This is a genomic window from Nocardia rhamnosiphila NBRC 108938, assembly GCF_000720425.1.
GTDB classification, from domain to species: domain Bacteria; phylum Actinomycetota; class Actinomycetes; order Mycobacteriales; family Mycobacteriaceae; genus Nocardia; species Nocardia rhamnosiphila.
Map to the genome: position 1 here is coordinate 1238576 of NZ_JOAJ01000001.1, position 25601 is coordinate 1264176.

Genomic DNA, 25601 nt, shown 5'->3' on the forward strand with positions numbered 1-25601 from the left:
GCGCCGGGGATCACGCGGCCCGGCTCGCGTAGACCTCGTACAGGTCGGTGCCGCGCAGACTCGGGTCCTGCCGGGTCCGCGTGGTCAGGCCGTGGGTGCTCAGCAGCTCGCGGAACTGTGCCAGGCGCCCGGCGGTGTCGTGCACCTCCGCCACCACCGTGCGTATCCGCGGCCAATCCCGCGCGGCCACACCCCGCAGCACATCGAGTTCCGCTCGTTCCACATCCACCTTCAGCACACCGATCTCGGCATCCGGCCCGTATTCGTCCAGGATCGCCGACACCGTCGTCACCTCGACATCGATCTGTTCGCCCTGGTGCAGGCCGGCGGTGATGAGGTCGATCGCCTCGTCGTCGAGGCCGCTGTTACGCAGGAAAACCCGGGTGGCCTCGTCGTCCTCGGCCCGATCGGCGTACAGGCCGGAGTTGGCCGGTGCCTGTGGATACCAGGTGAGCGGGAGGACGCCGGACTCGGCGCCGACAGCGGTCCGCACCGGCACGGCGTGTGGGACATGAGCATTCAGATTGCTCTGCAAGCAGCGGAAAGTCGCCGGCACGGGCTCGGCCGCGATCACCCGGGCGCCGGGACAGACATCGGCGAACAGCATCGCTGCCAGCCCGATGTTCGCGCCGATATCGAGGACGAGGTCCCCCGGCCGTAGCCGGGCGGCGGCCTGCCGGTAGAAACCGGTCGCCGAGGTGATCTCACCCCAGAGAAATTTCGCCTCCGCCGGGCTCGGGCAGTCGACCACTCTGCCGTCGTCGAGTTTCAGCGTCTGTTGTGTGTTCAGCATTGCGCTACGGCCCTTTCTATTACCGCACCGACAACGGTCAGTGCCTCGGGATGGCTCAGCTCGAGGTGCCGGACATCGACCACCCGGTTGTGGATCTCCCCGGTCACATAGGGGCGCCACGAGCGCGCCAGCGCCTCGTGATCGGCGTGGTCCTTTCCGGCGGTGAAGAAGTACACGTCACCGTCGAAGACCGCCGGCCGGTACCGGTCGGCGATCGCCGCGGCTGTCTCGAAACTCGTCATCACCCGGTCCACCTGTTCGGCGGTGAACATCGCGGTACCGAGTACCTGTTCCCGGACGACCGCCCAGGCCTGCTCATGGGTATCGGCACGGACGTCGTCGCCGAGGTCGAACAGCTCCCGCCAGCCACCGAGCAGATCCGCCATCAACCGGCCCGGCAGCCGATCGCCCGCCGCCTCCGGCGCGGCGACGTCACCGGACAGGTCCACCGCACTGTCCAGCAGCGCCAGCACACCGACTTTCGCGCCCGCGCCCCGGAGCCGGACCGCCACGGCATGCGCGATCTGCCCGCCGAGCGACCAGCCGAGCAGGTGGTACGGACCGTCCGGCTGAACCCGGCGGATCTCGCTCACATAGCGTTCGGCCAGCTCGTCCACCGATTCCGCCGGAGGTTCGCCGGCCACCACATGCGGATCCTGCAGGCCGTAGACGGGACGGTCCGCGTGCACGTGTTCCACGAGCCCCCCGTAGAACCAGGCCAGCCCGCCCGCCGGATGCACACAGAACAGCGGCGGCTCGGATCCGCTCGCCCGCAGTGGCAGCAGCACCTGCAGGCCCGACCCGCCCTCGGCCTCGTCGGCCCGGCGCGCCAGTGCCTCCGGTGTCGCGTCGTCGAACATCCACGGCAGCGCGATCGTCACCCCGCGGGCCTTCAGTTCGCGTACCACCATGGTGGCCAGCAGCGAGTTGCCGCCCAGATCGAAGAACCCGTCCGAGACTCCGACACGCTCGACACCCAGCACCTCGGAGTAGACCTCGCTGATCGCTTTCTCCGTCCCTGTCCGGGGGGCGACGAACTCGCTCGGGGCGGTGCCGGATTCCGGTGCGGGCAGGGCCGCACGGTCGAGTTTGCCGTTGACCGTCAACGGCAGATCGGGCAGCACCGTGATCGCCGCCGGAACCATGTATCCGGTCAGCACCTCCGCGGCCGTCGCCCGGACCGCGGCGGGATCGAGCCGCCCGTCCTCGGCGGCCACCACGTAACCGATCAGCTGGTCGATTCCGTGTCCGGGCCGGTGCACCGCGGCGGCGGCGCGCACGACACCGGGATGCCGGAGCAGCGCCGATTCGACCTCGCCCAATTCGATGCGGTAGCCGCGCAACTGGATCTGGGCATCGGCGCGACCGAGATAGCGCAGTTCGAGTCCGTGCTCGCCGTCCTGCCACCTGCCGATATCGCCGGACCGGTAGAGCCGGGCCCCGGCCGGCCCGTACGGGTTGGCCACGAACCGGCCCGCCGTCGTCACGGGGGCGCCCAGGTAACCCCGCGCGAGCTGCCCCCCGGCCACATAGATCTCACCGGGCATTCCGATGGGCGCCGGGCGCATGCGCTCGTCGAGTACGTAGACCCGCATACCCGGCAGCGGGGTACCGATCCCCGCGGTATCGGGTCCGGTGACCTCGCCGAAAGTCACGTGCACGGTGGTCTCGGTGATCCCGTACATATTGATCAGCCGGGGGGATCCGGGCTCGTGCGCCGCGAACCATCCGGCCAGCCGCGCCGGGTCCAATGCCTCACCGCCGAACACGACATACCGCAGCGCGAGGCCGGGTCCGCCGCGACCGGCGGCCCGGCGCTCCCGGTCCGCCTCGGCGAATCCGTAGAACGCCGACGGTGTCTGGCTCAGGACGGTCACTCCCTCGCGGGCGACCAGCTCGGCGAAGGCGTCCGGCGTGCGGGACACCTCGTAGTCGACCACGACCAGCCGGCCACCGGTCAGCAGCGCGCCCCACATCTCCCACACCGCGAAATCGAAAGCGTAGGAGTGGAACATGGTCCACACATCATCGGGGCCGAGATCGAAACGCCCGGTGATTTCGGTGAACAGAGTGACCGCTTCGCGATGGCTCACCGTCACGCCCTTGGGGCGGCCCGTGGAGCCCGACGTATAAATCACGTAGGCCGTGTTGTCCGGCCGGGCGACCGGCAGCACCGGAGCCGGATCCGCGTCCCCTGCCGCACAGTCCTCCACGAGCAGCACCGGAGCCGGGAACTCGGGCACCGCCGATATCGTCTGCGCCGAGGCGAGCACCGCCACCGGGCGCGCGTCGTCGAGCACGAACCGCAACCGCTGTTCCGGGTAGGCCACATCCAGCGGCAGATATCCGGCGCCGGTGCGCACCACGGCCAGCAGTGCGGCGACCAGGTCCGCCGAACGGGACAGGGCCACGGCCACCAGCGTTTCCGGGCCCGCCCCGGACTCGGCCAGCCGGGCGGCTATCAGACCGGCGCGCCGATCCAGCTCCGCATAGGTCAGCACCGAACGACCGTCGGTCACCGCGACGGCGTCGGGCCGCTCCGCGACCCGCGCGGCGAACAGGTGCGCGAGGGTTGTCTCGGGGATCACGGCGCCGCTGTGTCCGGCCGCAGCCAGCAGCGTGTGCCGCTGCGCGTCGTCGACGAGGTCGATATCGCCGACGACGACCTCCGGATCCGCCGTCACCTCCTCGAGGATTCGCACGAAGGCTTGCGCGAACCTGCGCATCGTCTCCTCGACGAACAGGTCCGTGGCGAAGGTCAGCCGGCCCACGAGGCCGCCCGGACGATCCGCCTCGTCGAATCGCTCCGCGAGCTTCACATTCAGATCCGCCTGTGCCTGTTCGAAACCGTCCTCGACCGGTTCGACGGTGAGACCGGGCAGCCGGACCGCGGCCCGGCTCAGGTTCTGGACGTCCAGCGTCACCTGGTAGAGCGGCAGATGCGCGGTCGACCGCGGCGGGTTCAGCGCCTCCACGACCTGTTCGAACGGTACATCCGCGTGCGCCAGCGCGGCCAGATCGGTTTCCCGGATACCGGCGAGCAGGTCGGCGAACGTCTGCCGCGACGCCACCCGCGACCGCAGCACCAGCGTATTGACGAACATACCGATCAGATCGTCGAGTTCCCGCACCCCGCGACCGGCCACCGGGGTGCCGATCGCGATATCGCCGACCCCGGACAGCCGCGCCAGCAGGACCGACAACGCGGCGTGCAGCACCATGAAAACCGTCGCGTTCCCGGCGCGGGCCGCCGCGCCGATCCGGGCGTGCAGCCCGGCGGAGATTTCGAATTCGACGGCGCGCCCGCGCAGCGACGCCACCGGCGGCCTGGGCAGATCGGTCGGCAATTCGAGCAGTTCGGGGAGCCCGCCGAGTGTCTGTTTCCAGAATCGCAGTTGCCGCGAGGCCAGCGAATCCGGATCGTGCTCGGCACCGAGGATCTCGTGCTGCCACAGCGCGTAATCGGCGTACTGGACCGGCAACTCCGGCCACGGCGCGGCGCCGCCCTGCCTACTCGCCTCGTACGCCACCGCCACATCGCGGGCGAGCGGCAGCATCGACTGCCCGTCCGCGCAGATGTGGTGCACGGTCACCATCAGCACGTGGTCACGCTCGCCCAGTTCGAACAGTTCGACCCGCAGCGGCGGTGCCTGGGTCACATCGAAACCGGTGGTGACCGCGGCAACGGCCCGCCGCATCAGCTGATCCTCCGCCACCGGGACCGGCCGCAACTCCGGTACGACCTCGGCGGCCGGTACCACAAGTTGATACGGGACACCCTCGGCCATGGGGAAGGCGGTGCGCAGTGATTCGTGGCGTTCGACGACCAAGCCGCAGGCCCGGCGCAGCGCGTCGATATCGAGCTCGCCCGTCAGCCTGATCACCAGTGGAATGTTGTAGGCGCCCACCGAGGTGTCGAACTGGTTGAGGAACCACATCCGCTGCTGGGCCGGGGACAGCGGTACCCGCGCGGGGCGGGTCCGCGCCACCAGGGGCGTCCGGTGCTCGTGGTCGAGAACGGTCAGCCGAGCGGCCAGTTCGGCCACGGTCGGCGCCTCGAACAGGTCCCGGACACCGACCCGGGCCCCGGTCGCGGCGCTCAACTGCGCCGCCACCCGGGTCGCCGACAGCGAATTACCACCCAGCTCGAAGAAGCTGTCCGCGGCGCCCACCTCATCGACGTCCAGGACGCGTGCGAAGACCTCCGCCACCGCCCGCTCGGCGTCGGTACCCGGCGCGACCCACGCACGGCGGGCGCCGAATTCGGGTGCCGGGAGAGCCAAGCGGTCGAGTTTGCCGCTCGTGGTGAGCGGCAGCTCGGGCAGCAGGGTCAGCGCCTCGGGCACCATATGCGCCGGCAGCCGGTCCCGGAGGGCCGCGCGCACCGCCGCCAGGTCCACCGAGTCGGCACCGGCGAGATACCCGGCGAGCCGCTTGCGGCCGCGCTCGTCGGGCCGCAGGACGACGACGGCCCGGTCGACACCGGGGCAGCCGGCGAGGACGCCTTCGATCTCACCGAGTTCGATGCGCTGGCCGCGGATCTTGACCTGGAAATCCCGGCGGCCGAGGTATTCCAGCGTGCGCTCGTGGGTCCAGCGCACGAGGTCACCGGTGCGGTACATGCGCGTTCCGGCCGCACCGAACGGGTTCGCCACGAACGCTCCCGCCGTGGTCACCGGGCGGCTCAGGTAGCCGCGCGCCAGTTGTACGCCCGCGAGATACAGCTCTCCCGCCACCCCGGGTGGTACCGGCCGCAGCCAGGCATCCAGCACCACCGCTTCCATCCCGCGCAGCGGCTCACCGATCGTCACCGCGGCACCGGGTCGCAGTGGTCCGCTCATACAGGCCAGAATCGTGGTCTCGGTGGGTCCGTATCCGTTCAGCAGGCACCGGCCCGGCGCCCAGACGGCCACCGTCTCCGGAGTCACCGCCTCACCCCCCGCCACCAGCACGCGCAGCGAATCCAGGCCCTCCGGGGACAGTGTCGCCAGCACACTGGGGGTCAGGAAGGCGTGCGATACCCGCTGTGCGCGAATCAGTTCGGCCAGCTCGGCGCCCGCGTACACCTCCGGCGGCGGCAACACCAGCACCGCGCCGTTGCTATGCGCCAGCAGTATTTCCAGGATCAGGGCGTCGAATCCGGGCGCCGAACCCTGCAGCACCCGCGACCCATTGTCGGCGGCGAAACGTTTCCGCTGCTCGGCAGCGAAATTCGCCAAGCTCTCGTGCGTCACCGCCACGCCCTTGGGCACCCCGGTGGAGCCCGACGTGTAGAGCACATAGGCCGTATCCCGGAGATGCGGTGTGCGCACACGATCCGCGTCGAGTATCGGACCCGACGGGTATTCCGCGAGGGAAGCCCACGTCTCCGGGTCGTCGAGAACCAGCGGCCGCACCGGATCCGGCAGCGACCCGCGCGCGGATCCGCTCGTCAGCGCGACTCGGATATCCGCGTGTCCGACCATCAGCGCGACCCGTTCCGCAGGGTTGCGGATATCGACCGGCACGAGCGCGGCACCCGTTTTGGTCACCGCCCACAGGCCGACCACGAACTCCACCGACCGGGGCAGCGCCAGCGCGACCCGGTCGCCCGGGCCCACGCCCCAGTCGATCAACTTCCGCGCCAGCCGGTCGGACCGGGCCTCGAGTTCGGCGTAGGAGACCGTCTGCCCGTCCGAGATGAGGGCCGCGGCCCCGGGGTCGCGTGCCGCCCCCGCCGCAAGCAGTTCCGACAGCGAACGCGGTGCCTCGGCGGCGCCACCCGAGGCAGGTACCAGTTCCGCCCGTTCGTCGGCCGACAGCAGATCGATCGCACCGACAGGTCTCTCCGCGTTCCCGGCGATCGCGTGCAGGACGCGGGCCAGCCGGTCTGCCAGCTCGGCCGCCGTCCGATCGTCGATCCGGGCGCGCTGGTAGCGGACCCGGACGTGCAGCTCGTCGGTCTGGTGTGCCTGGACCAGCAGCGGATAGTGCGCCGCGTCGCGACCCTCGGCCGCGAGCACCCGCATTCCGTCGATATCGGTCTCGCCCAGACCGCTGCTGTCGACCGGATAGGACTCGAACACCACCAGGGTGTCGAACAGGTGTGAGTTGTCCGCGGCGGCGGTGATCTCGGACAGTTCGAGATAGTGGTGGTCGAGCAGCCGGGTGCTGTCGGCCTGCAGACGAGTCAGCAGTTCGGCGACGGTCCGGGTGCGGGTCACCTCGGCCGCTACCGGGATCGTATTGATGAACAGCCCGATCATCGACTCCACACCGGGCAGATCGGCGGGCCGCCCGGAGACGGTGCTACCGAAGACCACTCGTTCGGTGCCCAGCAGATTGCCCAGCACCACCGCCCAGGAGAACTGGACGATAGTGGCCATCGTGACCGCGTGCTCCCGGGCGAACTCCGTCAGCCGCCCGGTGGTGGCGCGGCCGAGGTCGACCGGCAGATCGACCGGGATATCGGCGACGGTCGCCGTATGCGGGTCGGTGATCAGGGTGGGTTCGACCGACTCCCCCAGGGCCTCACGCCATACCCGCACACCGGCCTCGTGGTCGCGCCGGTCCAGCCAATCCAGATAGTCGCGGTAGGACGGCGCGGCCGGCAACAGATCGGTGCGGTCGCCCACCGCGTAGAGACCGATCAGCTCCCGGCACAGCAGCGGCAGCGACCAGCCGTCGAGCAGCAGATGGTGCGCCGTCAGCACCAGCCGGACATCCCCCGGCCCCACCGTCACCACGAGGAAACGCAGCAGCGGCGGATCGACGGGGTCGAACACCACGGCCCGTTCGGATTCGATCAACCGATCGAGTTCGGCGGTGTCTCCGCCGGTCTCGGCGCGGTACCAGCGCAGCGCCGTGGTGGCGGGAACGATCTGCGCGGCGACGCCGTCGCCGGTCCGGGTGAAGGCCGCGCGCAGGTTCGGATGCCGGTCGAGCAGCGCTCGCGCGGCCCGTTCGAGCCGGTCCTCGTCGACCGTGCCCGCCAGGGTCAGCACCGATTGGGCGGTATAGACGTCCAGCTCACCGGCGGCGAATTCGGCGTGGAAGAGCAGGCCCGCCTGCAGCGGCGCCAGCGACCACACATCGGTGAGCGGCCCGTAGCGTTCGGTGAAGACGTCCAGATCGGCCTGGCCGACCGCGACGAGCGGAACATCGGCGGGGCACAGACCCCAGTCGTCGTCGCGGCCTGCCGCGGCGGCGATCTCGCGGACGGCATCCAACCAGTCGCCGGCCAGTTCGGCGACCTCCGCGCGGTCCAGCAACCGCGCGGCGTAGCCGATCTGCGCCGACAGCACGGGGCCCGCCGCGGTCTCGGCGGTGTGCACATCGATCGTGATCACCGCCGCCGCGGGCATCTCCGCGTCGAACGCGCCGCGCTGGTCGAACTCCTCCCCGGTCGGCACCCAGGCCAGTCCCGACAGCGCGGCGAGATCGACACCGGCCCGGCCGAGATTATTGAAGGCGATCTGCGGCTCCGGCGCGCCCGCCAGCCGCTCCCCCGCGGCGGGATCGAGGTAGCGCAGGAGGCCATATCCGATCCCCTTGTCCGGGATCGCCCGCAATTGCTCCTTGACCGCTTTCACCACGGCACGCGGATCAGCGGAGTCCACCCCGGACAGGTCGAGCGCGACGGGGTAAGCGCTGGTGAACCAGCCCACGGTGCGGGAGAGGTCCGCGCCCGGGACGAGCTGCTCCTCGCGGCCATGGCCCTCGAGCAGGATCTTCGCGCCCCGATGGGTGCTTCCGCGGCGCGCGCGCCAGCGCCCCAGGGCGACCGTCAGCCCCGCGAGCAATGCGTCGTCCACTGTGGCACGGGCGGCTTCGGGCACCACCTCCAGCAGCACCCTCGTGATCTCCGCCGGCAGGGACACCTCCAGCTGCCGGACCGTCGCCTGGGTGTCCACGGACGGGTCGAGTGCCGCCCGCCCCAGCAGCGGGTCGGGAGCCGCGCTCATCCGCTGCCACAGGTCGAGTTCACCGGCCCGGTCCGCCGCCGCTTCGGCCAGGGCGTGCGCCCAGCGGCGCATGGAGGTGCCCGGGGCCGGCAGATCCACCGGCCGACCTGCCCCGATCTGCTGCCAGGCGGTCGCGAGATCGGGCAGCAGGATGCGCCACGAGACGCCGTCCACGGCCAGGTGGTGGATCACCACGAGGGCCCGGCCCTCCGCGTCGACCCCCGCCGCGGGCAACAGGCAGACGACCTGCACGACCCGGCCGACGGCCGGATCGAGACGGGAGGTGGCCGCGGCCAGCGCGGCCTCGGCCACCGCGGTGAAACCGTCACCACCCGGTCCGTCCCCGGCCCGGAAGGTCTGCACGAGAAGGGTTTCGGCCGCATCGACCGAACCGGCCGGCAGTACCCGCAGACAGCCGTCGCGCAGCTGGGCGCGAAGCATATCGTGCCGGTCCAGCATGGCCTGCACCGTCGCGGTGACCTCGGCGACGGCGGCGTCCCCCGGCAGCCGCACCAGCATCGACTGGGCGAATCCCCGGGCCGCGCCGAGGCGTTCACCGAACCAGGTCACGATCGGCGTACTCGGAATATCCCCCACGCCGCCGCCGGGCAATTCCGTGAGCGTCGCCCGGCTCGTGGTCGCGGCGACCTGTGCGAGGGCCCGGACAGTGCGGCGTTCGAAGATATCGCGGGCCCGGACGACCAACCCGGCGGCCTGCAGCCGCGCGGCGAGCTGGATCGACATGATGGAATCGCCGCCCAGCGCGAAGAACGACGTGGTCGCCCCCACCGACGGCATCCCCAGCACGTCCGCGAACGCGGCAGCGACGGTGCGTTCCAGATCGGTGGCCGGTTCCACCGCGTCCGCCTCCCGCACCTCGAATACGGGTTCGGGCAGCGCTTTACGATCCACCTTGCCGGTCGACGCGAGCGGCATCCGATCCAGGACGGTGACCGTCGCGGGCAGCATATGGGCCGGCAGCACGCTCGCGAGCCGGTCCAGCACCGCGGTCGCGGCGAGCTCCGCGCCGGGCTCACCCACGAGATACGCCGCGAGCAGCGACCGGCCGTCCGGGCCGGGCCGGGCGACCGTGACCGCCGAGGTGACACCGGGCTGCGCGACCAGCGCGGCATCGATCTCGCCGAGTTCGATGCGCTGACCGCGAATCTTGATCTGGAAATCGCTGCGGCCGACATATTCGAGCGTATGGCCGGCAGTCCAGCGCACGATATCGCCGGTACGGTACATCCGCGCTCCCGCGCCGCCGTACGGATTCGCCACAAACGCGCTCGCGGTCGGCGCCGGCCGATTCAGATATCCCCGCGCCAGCCCGGGACCCCCCAGATACAACTCACCCGCCACGCCGACCGGTACCGGCCGCAACCGGGAGTCCAGGACCACGGCCTGCGCGCCGTGGATCGGGCCGCCGATATCGATCGGGCCACCGGCACGCACCGGCGCGCTCATCGTGCTGACGATCGTCGTCTCGGTCGGACCGTAGATATTGTGCAACCGACGTCCGGGAGCCCAGGTGGCGACCAGCTCGGCCGGCACCCTCTCACCGCCGACCGCCAGCATCTGTACCGATGCGAAATCGGCGGGCGATACGGTCGCCAGCACACTCGGCGTCAGGAAGGCATGCGATACCCGGTGGTTGCGGATGAGCCGGGCCAGGTCGGCGCCACCGAAGACATCCGGCGGCGAGATCACCAGCGCGGCGCCCGCCGCACAGGCCATCAATGTTTCGACCAGTACCGCGTCGAAGGCGGGTGCCGCCACGTGCAGCACCCGTGCGGTCCGGTCCACCCGATAACGCACCCGCTGGGCGGTGGCGAAGTTCGCGAGCCCCTCGTGGGTCACCACCACTCCCTTCGGCGTGCCGGTGGAACCGGAGGTGTAGATCAGGTACGCCGTGTCCCCGGTCCGGGCACGCGGCGGCGCCGACGCGCTCGCGGAAAGGCCCGGCTGCCCCGCGATTTCGGTGGCCGTGGCCGGATCGTCGAGTACCGACCACTCGACCCCGTCCGGCAGCGCGGCCACCGCGGCCGCGACCGTGAGACCCAAGGCGACGCCGGCGTCGGCGATCATCTGGGCCATCCGCTCCCGCGGGTACCGCAGATCCACCGGGACGAAGGCGGCGCCGGTCCGGGAGATCGCCCACATGGCGATCTGGTAGTCCACCGAACGGGGTACCGCCAGCGCGATATGAACGCCGGGGCCCGCGCCGCGCGACACCAGATATCCGGCCAGCAGGTCGGCGCGCCGGTAGAGCTCGGCGTAGGTCAGGGTTTCGGTCTCCCCGATCAGCGCGACCTGCGCGGGGTACGCGGCAACCGCCGCGGCCAGCAGATCCGGCAGCAGGTACGGGGTTTCGGCCCCGGCGCCGACCGCCGGTACCAGCTCGTCGGCTTCCGTCGCGGTGAGCAGGTCTATCCCCCCGACCGTCCGGGCCGGGTCGGTGGTGACCGACTCGAGGATCCGCACGAACCGATCGGCGAGCGCCTGCGCGGTCCGGTCCGCGAAAAGATCGGTGGCGTAGACGATCTCCCCGTCGATACCCCCGGACCGATCACCGTCGGCCCGCTCGTTCAGCAGTACGGTGAGATCGGTTTTGGCCTGCGCGATCCCGGGATCGAGCAGTGTGACCTCCACATCGGGCAGGTCGAACCGTGCCGGCCCGGTGTTCTGCAGCCCGAACATCACCTGGTACAGCGGAGTGTACGCGGTCGACCGGGGACGATCGAGCACATCGACGAGCCGTTCATAGGCGATATCGGCGTGCGCGAGGGCGGCCACGTCGCTATCGCGCACGTCCGCGAGCAGTGCGCGGAACGACCTGTTCTCGGCGATCCGGGTGCGCAACACGACGGTGTTCACGAACATCCCGACCAGCTCGTCGAGCGCCTCGTGCCCCCGGCCCGCGACCGGGGTACCGACCGAGACATCGTCGGTGTGCGCCGTCCGGGCGAGCAGGATCGCCAGCGCCGCGTGCAGCACCACGAAGGTCGTCACGCCCTCGTCCTGTGCCAGCCGCACGATCGCGCCGTGCAGCCGCGGCGGGATAGCGAAGCGCACGCTGCCGCCGGCCGTGGTGACGGTGGCCGGGCGAGGGTGGTCGGTCGGCAGGTCCAGCAGGTCGGGGCTGTCGCCGAGCGCTTCTGTCCAGTAGGCGATCTGCCGCGAGATCAGCGATTCGGGATCGTCTTCGGCGCCCAGGCGCTCCTGCTGCCACAGCGCGTAGTCGCCGTACTGGACCGCCATCGGTTCCCACTGCGGCGGCTGCCGGCGCGTACGGGCCGTATAGGCGGTGAACACATCGCGGGCGAGCACCGGCATCGAGGCGCCGTCGGCGGCGATATGGTGCGCCACCAGGACCAGTGCGTGCTCCCCGGCCGCGGTGCGGTACAGCCCGGCCCGGACGGGTACCGAGACCGCGACATCGAAGCCGGTTTCGGCGACCCGCCGGATCCGGTCGGCCAGTTCGGTCTCGTCGGCCACCGGTTCGGCCTCCGGCAGCAGCTCGGCCCCTGCGGCCGGGGCGTCCAGCACGACCTGGGCCGGTTCACCGTCCACCAGGGGGTAGATCGTCCGCAACGGCTCGTGCCGGAGGGTCACGTCCCGGAAAGCGGCCCGCAGTGCCGCGAGATCCAGCGCACCGCCGAGCCGGGCCGCGAAACAGATGTTGTAGGCGGCGGATCCGGTGTCGTACTGGTTGAGGAACCACATCCGGCGCTGCGCCGCGGCCAGCGGGACGGCGGCCGGACGCTCGCGCGCCGTGAGCGGGAGGGCGGCGCCGCGGGTGCGGGTGGCGAGCCGGTGCGCCAGGCCGGCGATCGTCGGCTCATCGAAAATATCGCGGATACCGACCTCGACACCCAGCGCCGCCTCGGCGCGGGCGGCGATCCGCGCGGCCGACAGCGAGTCGACACCGATCTCGAACAGATCGGCCGTCACGCTCACCTGATCGGTTCCGGTCAGCCCGGCGACGATGCGTGCCAGCACGGTTTCCCGCTCGCTGCGCGGTGCCACATATTCGGCCCGGTCCTCGAACACCGGCCGGGGCAGGGCCGCACGGTCCACTTTGCCGTTGGCGGTGAGCGGGATCGCCGCCAGGATCTGTACGGCGGCCGGCACGAGATAGGCCGGGAGCGTGCGCGCGATCCGGTCACGCAGCTCACGGCCCGTGGCCTCGGCACCGGGAACGAGCGTCACGTAGCCGGCGATCCGTTCCGTCGTCGCGACGACGACCGCCCGCGCGACCTCCGGCAGCGCGGACAGCGCGGCTTCGATCTCCCCGGGCTCCACCCGCTGCCCGCGTACCTTCACCTGGAAGTCGCCGCGCCCCGCGAACTCCAGATCGCCGGACCTCGTCCAGCGGACCAGATCGCCGGTGCGGTACAGCCGCTCCCCCGGCGCGCCGAAGGGGTGCGCGACGAACCTGGCGCAGGTGAGGTCGGGGCGGCCGTGGTAACCGCGGGCCGTCTGCACACCCGAGACGTAGAGTTCGCCGGTCACGCCGAACGGAACGGGCCGCAGCCGGGAGTCCAGGGCATGCACCCGCATACCGGCGACCGGCCGCCCGATCGGCACGGTCGCGCGCGGGCTTTCCCCGGGCAGGCACGGGTGGCTGGTGACGACCTCCGCCTCGGCCGGCCCATACCAGTTCACGACCTCGGCGTTGCCGAAGACGCGCGCCGACTCGTCGACGGTGCGCTGGGCCAGCGCTTCACCGGCGACGAACACCCGGCGGACCGACGGTAACGCCGCCGCGGTGGTGTCGAGCAGGACATCGAGCATCGACGGGACGAAATGTACTGTGCTGATCCGGTGTTCGGCGATGATTCCCGCCAGGTAGGCCGGGTCGCGGTGGCCGTCCGGAGCGGCCACCAGGAGCTGCGCACCGGTCTGCAACGGCCAGAACAGTTCCCACACCGCGATATCGAAGGTGACGGGGGTCTTGTACAGGACCACATCGGATCCGTCGTGCGGCCACTGCCGCTGCGCCCAGGCCAGCTGCGCCGCGGTCGCGGCGTGGGTCAGGGCGACGCCTTTCGGGAGGCCGGTGGAACCGGAGGTGAACAGCACATAGGCCGCGTTGTCCGGGCGCAGCGGCGCCCGGCGGTCCGCATCGGTGAGCGGGGCGTCGCGGTAGCCGCTCAGGTCGGCCCGGTCGATCGGCTCGGTGGTGTACTCCGCCGGCAGCTCCCCTCCGTCCGCGGAAGTCGTCAACACCAGTACGGGCCGGGCCGCCGCGAGCACCCGGCCGATACGCGCGGCCGGATGGTCCGGATCGATCGGGAGGAACGCGGCCCCGGTCTTGACCACCGCGTACAGCGCGGTGACGAGGTCGACCGAACGCCGGATCGCCACAGCCACAATGGTTTCCGGGGCGGCACCGCGCTCGGTCAGCCAGCGGGCGAGCCGGTTCACCCGGCTGTCGAACTCCCGGTAGGTCAGCACGGCGCCGGCCGGATCGCGCAGCGCCGGCGCGGCCGGGGTACGGGCCACCTGGTCGTCGAAGAGATCGACCAGGGTCCGGCCGGTGACGACGGGGGCGCCGGAGGCGTTCCACTGGTGCAGCACTGTCCGATCGGCCGCGTCGAGCAGGTCGATATCGCCGACGGCCGCCTCCGGGTCGGCCGCCGCGGACTCGAGTACGCGGAGGAACTGCGCGGCGAACCGTGCGGCGGTGTCCTCGTCGAACAGGTCGGTGGCGTAGGTGAGGCGCAGCGTCATCCCGACCGGCTCGTGCTGGGCGCCGTGGCTCTCCGACATCATCAGCAGCAGGTCGTAGATCGCGGCGTCGTCGCCCGGATCGATATCGTCCACGGTGAGTTCCGGCAGTTCGATGTGGGCCCGGTCCATGTTCTGATAGGCGAGCATCACCTGGAACAGCGGCGTATGCGCGGCCGAACGCACCGGGTTCACCGCTTCCACCAGTTGTTCGAACGGAACGGTGGCGTGGTCGTAGGCCTCGATATCGGCCCGCCGGACCTCTTCCAGCAGCTCCCGGAAACTCCGGTGCGGCGCGACCCGGGTCCGCATCACCAGGGTATTGACGAACATCCCCACCAGACCGTCGAGCGAGCGGTGGCCGCGGCCCGCGTGCGGCACACCGACGGTGATGTCGTCGCCCCCGGAGAGCCGGGACAGCAGGACCGCCAGTGCCGTGTGCGCCACCATGAACGTGGTGGCGCCGCCGCGGCGCGCCAGTGTCTGCACCCGCCGGTGCAGGTCACCGGGAATCGTGACCTGTACGAACGCGCCGCGCTGGGTCCGCCGCGGCGGCCGCGGCCGGTCGGTCGGCAGATCCAGGACATCGGGGATACCCGCGAGCCGGGTGCGCCAATAGGCGATCTCGCGCGCACCACGCGACTGTGGATCATCCGGCGCCCCGAGCACCTCGCGCTGCCAGAGCGCGAAATCGGCGAATTGCACGGGCAGCGGCGCCCACTCCGGCCGGCCGCCCAGGGAACGCGCCCGGTAGGCGGTCATCAGATCGGCGGCCAGTGGTGCCACCGAGAAACCGTCACAGCTGATGTGATGTGCGGACAGCGCGAGCACCCACACCGATTCGGAGAGCTGGAAGAGCCCGACCCGCAGGGGCACGCCCTCGGCCACATCGAAGGTGCGGCCGAAGAACTCCGCCAGCCGCCGCGGCAGTTCGCACTCGGCGATGGGTTCCGGGACCAGATCCCCCTGCGCGGCGACCTCCTCGACCGACAGCACCACCTGGGCCGGCACACCGTCCACGGCCGGGTAGACGGTACGCAGACTCTCGTGCCGCTCGACCACATCGGCGACGGCCGCGGTGAGCGCCTCGAGATCGAGTACACCGTCGAGCCGGATCGCCAGCGGGACGATATACCCGGCGGCCGCCGGATCGAACTGGTTGAGGAACCACATCCGGGTCTGCGCCGGCGAGAGCGGTACCCGATCCGGGCGTGGACGGGGCGCGGGCGCCGGCAGGTCCGGTACCTCCCGCAACCGGGTGATGCGCTCGGCGAGGTCGGCGACCGTGGGCGCTTCGAAGATCACCCGGACCGCGACGGTGACCTGGAGGATATCGCCGATACGGCTCAGCGCGCGCGTCGCGAGCAGCGAATTACCGCCCAGTTCGAAGAAATCGTCCTGGGCGCCGATCTCCGGCAGCGCGAGCAACTCGCCGAAGACACCCGCCACCGTCTGCTCGACCAGACCCCGCGGCTCCCGGAACTCGGCCGTGCGCAGGGCCGGATCCGGTGCCGGCAGCGCACGATGATCGACCTTGCCGTTCGCGGTGAGCGGGAGCGTATCGATCCGGATCACCGTGGCCGGAACCATATAGGCGGGCAGCCGTTCCCGCAGCGAGGCGCGGATCTCCTGGGTGTCGCACGACGGTGGCGCGACCACATGGGCGACCAGGCGCTGTTCGCCGTGATCGGTACGTACCTGTACGACCGCGGCGTCCACGGCGGCATGGGCCACCAGCGCGGCCTCGATATCGCCCGGTTCGATTCGCAGACCACGCAGCTTCACCTGGGTATCGGCTCGGCCCACGTAGCACAGGCTGCCGGTGGCGTCCCAGCGCACCAGGTCGCCGGTACGGTACAACCGGGTGCCGCTGCCCGAGGGGTCGGCGACGAAGGTGGCCGAGGTCAGGACCGGACGCTCGTGATACCCGCGGGCCAGTTGCACTCCACCCAGGTACAGCTCGCCCGTGACACCGTCCGGGACCGGACGCAGCCGGGCGTCCAGCACCCGGACCACCACATTCGCCTCGGGTACGCCGATCGGCACGGAGGTGTCGGAGACCTCCCCGACACGGTGGGAGGTGACGCTGACCGCCGCCTCGGTCGGCCCGTACAGATTGTCGATCCGCGCGGTACCGGACTCGGTGAAGCGCCGGACCGTCTCGGCAGGCAGGGCTTCGCCGATGCACAGGACGCGCCGCAGATCCGGGAGTTCGCGGCCCGGCGCGGTGGCCAGGAATGCCGCGAGCAGCGACGGTACGAAATCGACCGTGGTGACCCGGTATTCGGCCAGCAGGCGGCCCAGCACCCTGGGGTCGCGGTGGGCGTCGGCGTCCGCGACCACCAGTGCCGCGCCACAGAGGGCCGCGGCGAACAGTTCCCACACCGACAGGTCGAAGGTCACCGGTGTACGCCAGATCAGCACATCGGAACCGTCGAGGCCGTAGTGGTCGCGCAGCCAGCGCAGCTGGTTCACCACCGCGCGGTGCGGGACGGCCACGCCCTTGGGCACACCGGTCGAGCCGGAGGTGTAGATGACGTAGGCCAGATCGTCGGGATGCAGTGGCCTGATCCGGTCCGCGTCGGTGACCGGCGCCGGATCGAATTGCGACACCGGCAGCTCGGTGATCGGCCACCGCGGCACCTCGGGGGGCAGATCCGCGTCGTCACCCCGGGTCAGCACGGCGATCGGCCGGGCGGTCGCGCAGACCGAGCGGGTCCGGTCGGCCGGGTGTTCCGGGTCCAGGGGCAGGTAGGCGGCACCGGCGGCGTGGATCGCGTACAGCGCGGTCAGCAGGTCGGCGCAACGGTGCATGGCGACCGCCACCACCGACCCCGGCCCCACGCCCCGGTCGATGAGAGCGCGGGCCAACCGGTTCACCCGCTGCCCGAAGTCCTGATAGTCCTGTCGTGCGCCGGTCGCGGCGTCGATGACAGCCGTATTCCGCGGGGTTGCCGTGACCTGTGCCGCGAACAGATCCGCCACCGTCGCCGGGCCGGCGACGGTGCGCGCGCCGGCCGACCGCTCGGCCAGCGCCTGCCGTTCGGCCCCGGTCAGCAGATCGATATCGCCGACGGGCACGGCGGGATCGGCGAGGACCGCGCGCAACAGCAGCTGGTAGCGGTCGAATATCGAGCGGATCGACGACTCGTCGAACAGGTCGGTGGCATATCCGAATTCGACGGTCATGCCGCCGGCGCCACCGTCTGCGGACAAGGTGTCGACCAGATTCAGGTGCAGATCGTATTTGGCCACCGCCGGATCGATCATCCGGGCCGTGACCGTCAGGCCGTCGAGCCGCACGGCCGGGATCTCGATGTTCTGGAACGAGAACCCCACCTGTGTCAGTGGCGCGTGCGCCGTCGACCGGGGCGGATTGAGCACCTCGACCAGCCGTTCGAACGGGATATCGGCATTCTCGAACGCGGCCAGATCCGCCGCGCGGACCTGGTCGAGAACCGCGGCGAACGACGCACCGGGCGCGACCCGGGTCCGCAGCACCAGCGTATTGACGAACATTCCGACCAGGCCGTCGAGGCCGGGTTCGCCGCGGCCGGCGATCGGTGTCCCGACGGCGATGTCACCGGACCCGGACAGGCGGGCCAGCAGCGCGGCGTAGACGGCGTGCATCACCATGAACACGGTCGTGTCGTGGCGGCGGGCCAGCGTGATCACCGCACGATGGAGGTCGGCGGGCAGTGCCGTGGAGTAGGTCGCGCCCCGGAAGCTCTGCCGGGCCGGGCGGGGCCGGTCGGTGGGCAGGTCGAGTACCTCGGGCAGCCCGGCGAGGGCCGAGCGCCAGTACTCGGTCTGCGCGACCGTGGGGCTGTGCGGATCGTCCTCGGTGCCGAGCAGTTCCCGTTGCCACAGTGTGTAATCGGCGTACTGCACCGGCAGCGGTGCCCACTGCGGCTCGTTGCCCCGGTGCCGGGCCCGGTAGGCGGTCATCAGATCCGCGGCGAGCGGGGCGAGCGACGAGCCGTCGAAGCTGATGTGGTGGACCACCAGGACCAGGGTGTGGTCGTCGGACGCACTGCGCAGCAGCGTGATCCGGAACGGAACCTCACGGGTGACGTCGAAGCCGGCCCCGGTCGCCGCGGCGATCCGGGCCTCGACCGTATCGGCCGCGACAACCACCGGCTCCGGCGGCGCGCAGGCGTCCGCCACCGGCACGATCACCTGGTGTGGTCCGCTGTCGCTGTCCGGGTAGCGGGTGCGCAGCGCTTCGTGCCGGCCGAGCACATCGGCGACCGCGGCCTGGACGGCCGCCACGTCGAGATCGCCCGACAGGCGCAGCACCAGCGGAATGTTGTACAGCGGGGATGCCGTGTCGAACCGGTTGAGGAACCACATACGCGTCTGCGCCGGCGACAGCGGGATCCGCTCCGGACGGTGCTGCGGAACCAGTGGTTGCCGACCGGCGGGGGCACTCGTGCGCAGCCGATCGGCCAGGGCGGCGACGGTCGGTGCGTCGAATACCGTGCGCAGGGCGATATCCACCCCGAATTCGGCGCTGAGCCGTCCGGCCACCCGGGTGGCCGACAGCGAATTGCCGCCCAGGTCGAAGAAGCTGTCGAGGGCGCCCACTCGCTCGATACCGAGCACCTCCGCGCACACCCGCGCCACGGTCTGTTCCACGCTGTCGCGCGGCGCGACGAATTCCGTGGTGGTCGCACCGAACACCGGCGCGGGCAGGGCGGCGCGATCGATCTTGCCGACCGACGAGAGCGGCAGCCGGTCGATCACCAGCACGGTCTCCGGGACCATATGCGCCGGCAGACGCTGCGCGGTGTGCGCCAGAAGCTCTGCGGTATCCACCCCGTCGCTCGCCGGCACCACGTAGGCGGCCAGCCGGGCACCGTGGTCGCCGCCGACACCCACCACATGCGCGACCGACACCGCCGGATGCGCGGCGAGCGCGGCCTCGATCTCGCCGAGCTCGATGCGCTGGCCGCGGATCTTGACCTGGAAGTCGGTGCGGCCGGCGTATTCCAGCGTCCCGTCGGCGGTCCAGCGCGCCAGGTCGCCGGTGCGGTACATCCGGGTACCGGGGGGACCGAAGGGCGCCGCGACGAACGCGGCCGCCGTGGCCGCGGGCCGCCGCAGGTATCCGCGGGCCAGCTGGACACCGGCGACGAAGAGCTGACCCGTCACCCCGACCGGAACCGGCCGCAATCCCGCGTCGAGGACCACGGCGTCGATCCCGCGGATCGGTCCGCCGATCGTCACCCGGTCGCCCGCCGACAAAGGATCGCTGATCGCGACCATGATGGTGGTTTCGGTCGGGCCGTATCCGTTGAACAATTCGCGACCGGGCGCCCACGTGGCCACCGTCTCGGCCGGGACCGTCTCGCCGCCGGCCACCAGCACCCGCAGGGAGTCCAGGCCCTCCGGTGACATCGTCGCCAGCACACCCGGTGTCACGAACGCGTGCGAGACCCGCTGGGCGCGAATGAGTTCGGCCAGTTCCGCACCGGCGAAGACATCCGGCGGCGAGACGACGAGCGCGGCACCGTTCGCGTGCGCCATCAGCAGTTCCAGGACGACCGCGTCGAATCCGGGCGCCGCCAGCTGCAATACCCGCGCGGAGGGATCCACCCGGTAGCGCTCGCGCTGTTCGGCGGCGAAGTTCGCCAGACCCTCGTGCGTCACCGCGACTCCCTTGGGAGTACCGGTCGAGCCCGAGGTGTACAGCACGTACGCCGTATCGAGGACACGGCCGGGCCGGATCCGTTCCCGATCGGTCACCGGCGCCGCCGATCCGGCGGCGAGCGCGGCCGCGGTGTGCGGATCGTCGAGTACCAGCTGCGCGATCGACTCGGGCAGCAGTGCCCGCGTGGATTCGACCGTCACCGCGATCCGGACCGCGGCGTCGGCGAGCATCAGCGCGATACGTTCGGCCGGGTTCCGCGGATCCACCGGGACGAAGGCCGCGCCGGTCGTCGCCACCGCCCGGATACCGGCCACGAACTCGACCGAACGACCCAGTACGAGCGCGACGTGGTCACCCGGGCCCACACCCCGCGCGATGAGCTCGCGGGCCAACCGGTTCGACTGCGCGTCCAGTTCGCCGTAGGTGACCGTCCGCTCGCCCGCGATCACCGCCACCGCGTCGCCGTCCGATACCGCCAGCACCTCGGCCAGGAGTCGAGGCGCCGCCGCCGGAGCGCCCGCGGCCGGGACCAGCGCGGCCCGTTCCGCTCCGGAGAGCACATCCACCGCACCGACCCGGATGCCCGGATCCGTTACGACCGCCTCGAGTACCCGGTTCAGCCGGGCCGCGAATTCCGCGACCGTGCGCCGATCGAACAGATCGGTCGCGTAGTCGACGCGCAGGGCGACATCGCCACCGGCGGAGGCGTTCTCCGCGACGGTGACCACGAGGTCCACCTTCGCCGTTCCGGTCCCCGGGTCCAGGATCTCCACGGTCAGATCGGGCAACTCCAGACCGGGCCGTTCCATGTTCTCGAAGGCCAGATACACCTGGCACAGCGGGGCGTACGCGGCCGACCGCCGGGGGTCGACCTCCTCCACGACCCGCTCGTAGGGCAGATCGCTGTGGGCGAAGCCGTCCACATCGACGGTGCGCACCCGCGCCAGGAAATCGGTGAACGATTCGCCCGGGCGGACCTCGGTGCGCAACGGCACGGTATTGACGAACATCCCGACGAGTGGTTCCAGCGCGGGCTCGCCACGGCCGGCCACGGCGGTGCCGACGGTGATGTCGTCGGAGCCCGACAGCCGGGCGAGCAGTACGGCGAGCGCGGCATGCACGACCATGAATGTCGTGACGTTCACCGACCGGGCCAGCCCTTCGATCCCGCGGAAGACCTCGGCCGGGATCGCGGTCTCGGTGCGGTCGCCGCGCAGCGACCGCTGGGCCGGCCGGGACCGGTCGGCGGGCAGTTCCAGCACCGGCGGCTTACCGGCCAATTGCCCTGTCCAGTAGTTCAGCTGGCGGGCTGCCGGCGAATCCGGATCGGCTTCGTCCCCGAGCAGTTCGCGATGCCAGAGACTGTAGTCGGCGTACTGCACCCGCAACGGCTGCCAGTCCGGCGTCTTTCCCTGCACCCGGGCCTCGTAGGCGGTCGCCAGATCGGCCGACAGCGGCCGCAGCGACGATCCGTCACAGCAGATGTGGTGCAGGACGACGGCCAGGACGTGCCGGCGCCGGTCGGCCGAAGCGAACAGGGCGCTGCGCAGCGGCGGCCGTACGCTGACATCGAAACCGCGCGCCGCGAGTTCCCGGATCCGGTGCTCGATATCCGCTCCGTCCGCTGTCTCGGGAATCAGATCCAGACCGGCGACCACCTCCTCGGCCGGCAGGACGACCTGGGACCCCGCACCCTCGACAGCCGGGAACACGGTGCGTAGTGCCTCGTGGCGCTCGAGTACATCGGTGAGAGCAGCCCGCAGCGCGGTCACATCGAGGTGGCCGGTCAGCTGCACCACGAGCGGGATGTTGTATGCCGCCGAGTCCGGGTCGACCTGGTTGATCAGCCACATCCGGTTCTGGGCGGGGGCCGGCGGAAGTGGGTCCACCCGCGGCCGGGCGCGCAGGGTGGGGCGGGCGGGGCGGTGCGCGGCCGCGATATGCGCCGCGAGGCCGGCCACGGTCGGTGCGCCGAACAGATCGCGCACCGAGACCTCGCAGCGGGTCAGTTCGCCGATCCGGACGGCGGCGCCGGTGGCGGTGAGTGAATTGCCGCCCAGCGCGAAGAAGTCGTCCAGTGCGCCGACCCGTTCGACGCCGAGGACGTCGGTGAACACATCGGCGATCGTCTCCTCGACCACCGTACTCGGCGCGACATAGGCCGCGGCCGAATCGAATACCGGCTCGGGCAGGGCTCGGTGATCGATCTTGCCGTTGACGGTCAACGGCAGTTCGGGCAGTACGACGACACTCGCCGGCACCATGTACTCCGGCAGGACCCCGGCCACCCGCTCGCGCAGGGTGTCGGCGACGCCGGCGCCCGGATCGCCGACCGGCACCACATAGGCGACCAGCCGCGCCGCCTCCGTGCCGGGCCGATGGACGACCACGACCGCCGACGCCACCGCGCGGTCGGCCAGCAGCACAGTGCGGATCTCGTCGAGTTCGATCCGGAACCCGCGCAACTGGACCTGCTGATCGGCCCGGCCGCGATACTCGAGTTCGCCCCGCTCGTTCCAGCGGGCGATATCTCCGCTGCGATAGAGGCGTGCCCCCGGTGCGCCGAACGGGTCGGCGACGAAACGGGCGGCGCTCAGCGCGGGCCGCCCGAGATATCCCCGCGAGAGCTGCGCCCCCGAAACATAGATCTCGCCCCAGGCCCCCAGCGGTGCCGGCCGCAACCGCTCGTCCAGTACATAGGTACGCAATCCCGGCAGGGCCGTGCCGATCGCGCTCGGGGCACCCGGCACCGCGATCTCCGGAGTCAGCGGCAGATAGGTGACGAAAACGGTGGTCTCGGTGATCCCGTAGCTGTTGGCCACGACCGGCACCCGCGGCTCGTGTTCGTACCAGGCGGCCAGCCCCGCCGGATCCAGACGCTCTCCCGACAGGATCACCGACCGCAGTGCCAACGGCCCCGCGGTCTCCTCGCCGGCCGCGTACCGCTCCCGTGCGGCCGCGAACTGCTGGAAGGCCGAGGGAGTCTGGTTGAACACGGTCACTTTCTCGCGGGCCACCAGGCGTACGACATCGTCCGGCGACCGGGTGGTCGCGGTGTCCACCACGACCACCCGGCCCCCGGAGACCAGCGGCCCGAAGATTTCCCACACCGAATAGTCGAATGCGAAGGAGTGGAACAGCGTCCACACATCGCCGGCCCGGACCCCGATCTCGGCGCAGGCATTGATCAGGTACGACGCCACCGCGCGGTGGCCGATCGGCACGCCTTTCGGGCGACCGGTCGAGCCGGAGGTGTAGATGACGTAGGCGATATTGTCCGGCCGCAGCGGGCGGGACCGTTCGGCATCGGTGACCGGCGCACTGTCGCCGGCGAATCCGGTGCGGTCGTCGAATACGACGAGCCGGTCGGAATCGCCCGGCACATCGTCGCGCAGGGCGGGCTTCGTGACCACCAGCACCGGCGCGGCATCGGTGAGCACGTAGTCGAGCCGGTCGGCGGGGTGCGCGATATCCAGGGGCAGATACCCGGCCCCCGATTTCAGTACGGCCAGGGTGGCGACGATCAGATCCGCGTCCCGCGGCATCGCGATGGCCACCAGGGCTTCCGGCCCCGCGCCGCGCGCGATGAGGGTGCGGGCGAACCGATTGGACCGCTCGTCCAGCTCCCGATACGTCAGGGAGGTCGAGCCGCAGGTCACGGCGACCGCGTCGGGAGTGGCCGCGGCCCGGTCGGTCAGCAGGCCGACCAATGTCGTGTCCGCGACCGCACCGTCGCGGCCCGCGAGTTCGCCGACAACGCGCTGCTCTTCCGCGGAATCGGTGAGGGGAATATCGAGGACGGGGGTGTCCAGGGGCGATTCCAGCAGGCGCTGCAGGAATTCGACGAACCGCGTGGTGTGCAGTTCGAGTTCGTCCTGGCTGTACAGATTAGGGTTACCGTGCAGTTCGAGCAGCAGGGGCCCGTCGGCGCCGGGACGGTAGAGGTTCAGCTGCAGATCGTCGAGCGCGCCGGAAGTGAGAGCGCGATAACGCCCGACAGCGGATCCGAGGCGTATCTCGCTGTCGAAGAACAGGATGTTGACGACCGGACCGAACGAATTGGCCGCCGTATCGGCCATATCGGTCTCGCGGCGCATATCCTCGAACCGGTAGAGCTGATGCCGGATCGCCGAAACGAGCTCGGATACCGCCGCACCGACCAATTCCGCGACCGTGGTCTGCGGCGTCAGTGCGAACCGGATCGGCACCATATTCGCCAGCATGGCGGCGGCGTGCCGCAGGCGGCGGGTCACCCGGCCGCTCACCGGCATCGACAGCACCACATCGTCGGCACCGGTCATCCTGGCGAGGAACGCGGCGAACGCCGCGATCACCACCTGCGCGGGCGAGGCCCGCCGGCTCTCCGCGAATCGCTCCAGCGATTCGGACAGCCGGTCCGGCAGCTGCCGGCCGGCCACCCGATCGTCGTCGCTCCAGCGCGCGGCTCGCCCCGAAAGACTTACCGGGGTGGGGAGACCGGATATCTTCTCGCGCCAGTACGCCCGGTCGGATTCGAAGCGCGGGCTCGTGTGGTATGCCCGATCGGCCTCGGCGATATCCCGCAGATCCGCCGCCACCAGCGGCGGGGTCTGTCTACCCTCGATGATCGCGTTGTAGTGCTCGGTGACCCGGCCCATGAAATTGAACGCGCCGTATCCGTCGATGATCAGATGATGTGCGCGGCCGTACCAGAGGTATCGCTGCTCGCCGATCTTGATGAGTTTGCCGACGGCCAGCCGATCACGGCCGAGGTCGACGGCCTTGGTGCTGTAATCACGGCGCATCCACTCCATGGCCGCGGCGTGGGGGTCGTCGGCATCGGACAGATCCAGCAGGGCGTCGGCATAGGTGATACTGCGGTCCACGAATTGATAGGGGCGGCCGTCGTGTTCGACTACTCGTACGACGAGTGATTCGGATTCCCGCCCGACGATATTGACCGCCTCGGTGAGCAGGTCGATATCGATATCACCTTCGATATCGACGTAATGCGCGATATTGACGTTGGGCCTGCCCGGAAGATGGTCCGCCAGCCACATGCTGTATTGCGCCCGCGACAACGGGATGAGATCCAGTTCGTGGTCGACAGCCATGGCCGATCTCGAATTCATCTTCCGACCTTCCGCTCAGACTCGGAGGCACCGGAGCACAGCAGAAAACGCCCCCTGCTGCGTTCGGAGCCTGGGTACGACTTCGTCGTGACGAAGCGGTGTCCACGCCCCTGCCACGCGAACACCTTTAAGAGCAAACAGCTATCAGATCGTGCGCCGGACAATTTATGCACATCGCCCGCGCGCCGTGCAACCGGGTCCGGCGTTTTGCCCATAGACGCGCCGACCATCCGACACGCGGGAACGGTGCGGCATCCGCCGAACATGGTTCAGCCCAGACCACAGGGGAAGTGGGTGCCGCGGAGACCCTCCGCGATGTGGTCACCTACCCGGCGCGCCGCCGGCCTACCCGGATCGGCCCGGCGGAA

The 25601-nt window shown here is 70.7% G+C and carries 2 protein-coding genes; both read right to left on the reverse strand.

Going from position 1 to position 25601, the window contains the following annotated elements:
- Positions 1-10 precede the first annotated feature (10 nt).
- The gene (locus tag IG75_RS0105565; RefSeq protein WP_030520072.1) at positions 11-793 is read right to left on the reverse strand and encodes an FkbM family methyltransferase; all 783 of its coding nucleotides are present in this window, start codon (positions 791-793) and stop codon (positions 11-13) included.
- On the reverse strand, positions 787-25233 hold the full coding sequence (locus IG75_RS0105570; protein ID WP_082853945.1) for a non-ribosomal peptide synthetase: 24447 nt from the start codon (positions 25231-25233) through the stop codon (positions 787-789). The genes IG75_RS0105565 and IG75_RS0105570 overlap by 7 nt, the downstream gene beginning before the upstream one ends.
- Between the last annotated feature and the right edge of the window lie 368 nt (positions 25234-25601).

Excerpts from the sequence above, each read along its gene's own strand:
- IG75_RS0105565 (WP_030520072.1), bottom strand. The coding sequence starts at position 793 with ATGCTGAACACACAACAGACGCTGAAACTCGACGACGGCAGAGTGGTC.
- IG75_RS0105570 (WP_082853945.1), bottom strand. The coding sequence starts at position 25,233 with ATGAATTCGAGATCGGCCATGGCTGTCGACCACGAACTGGATCTCATC.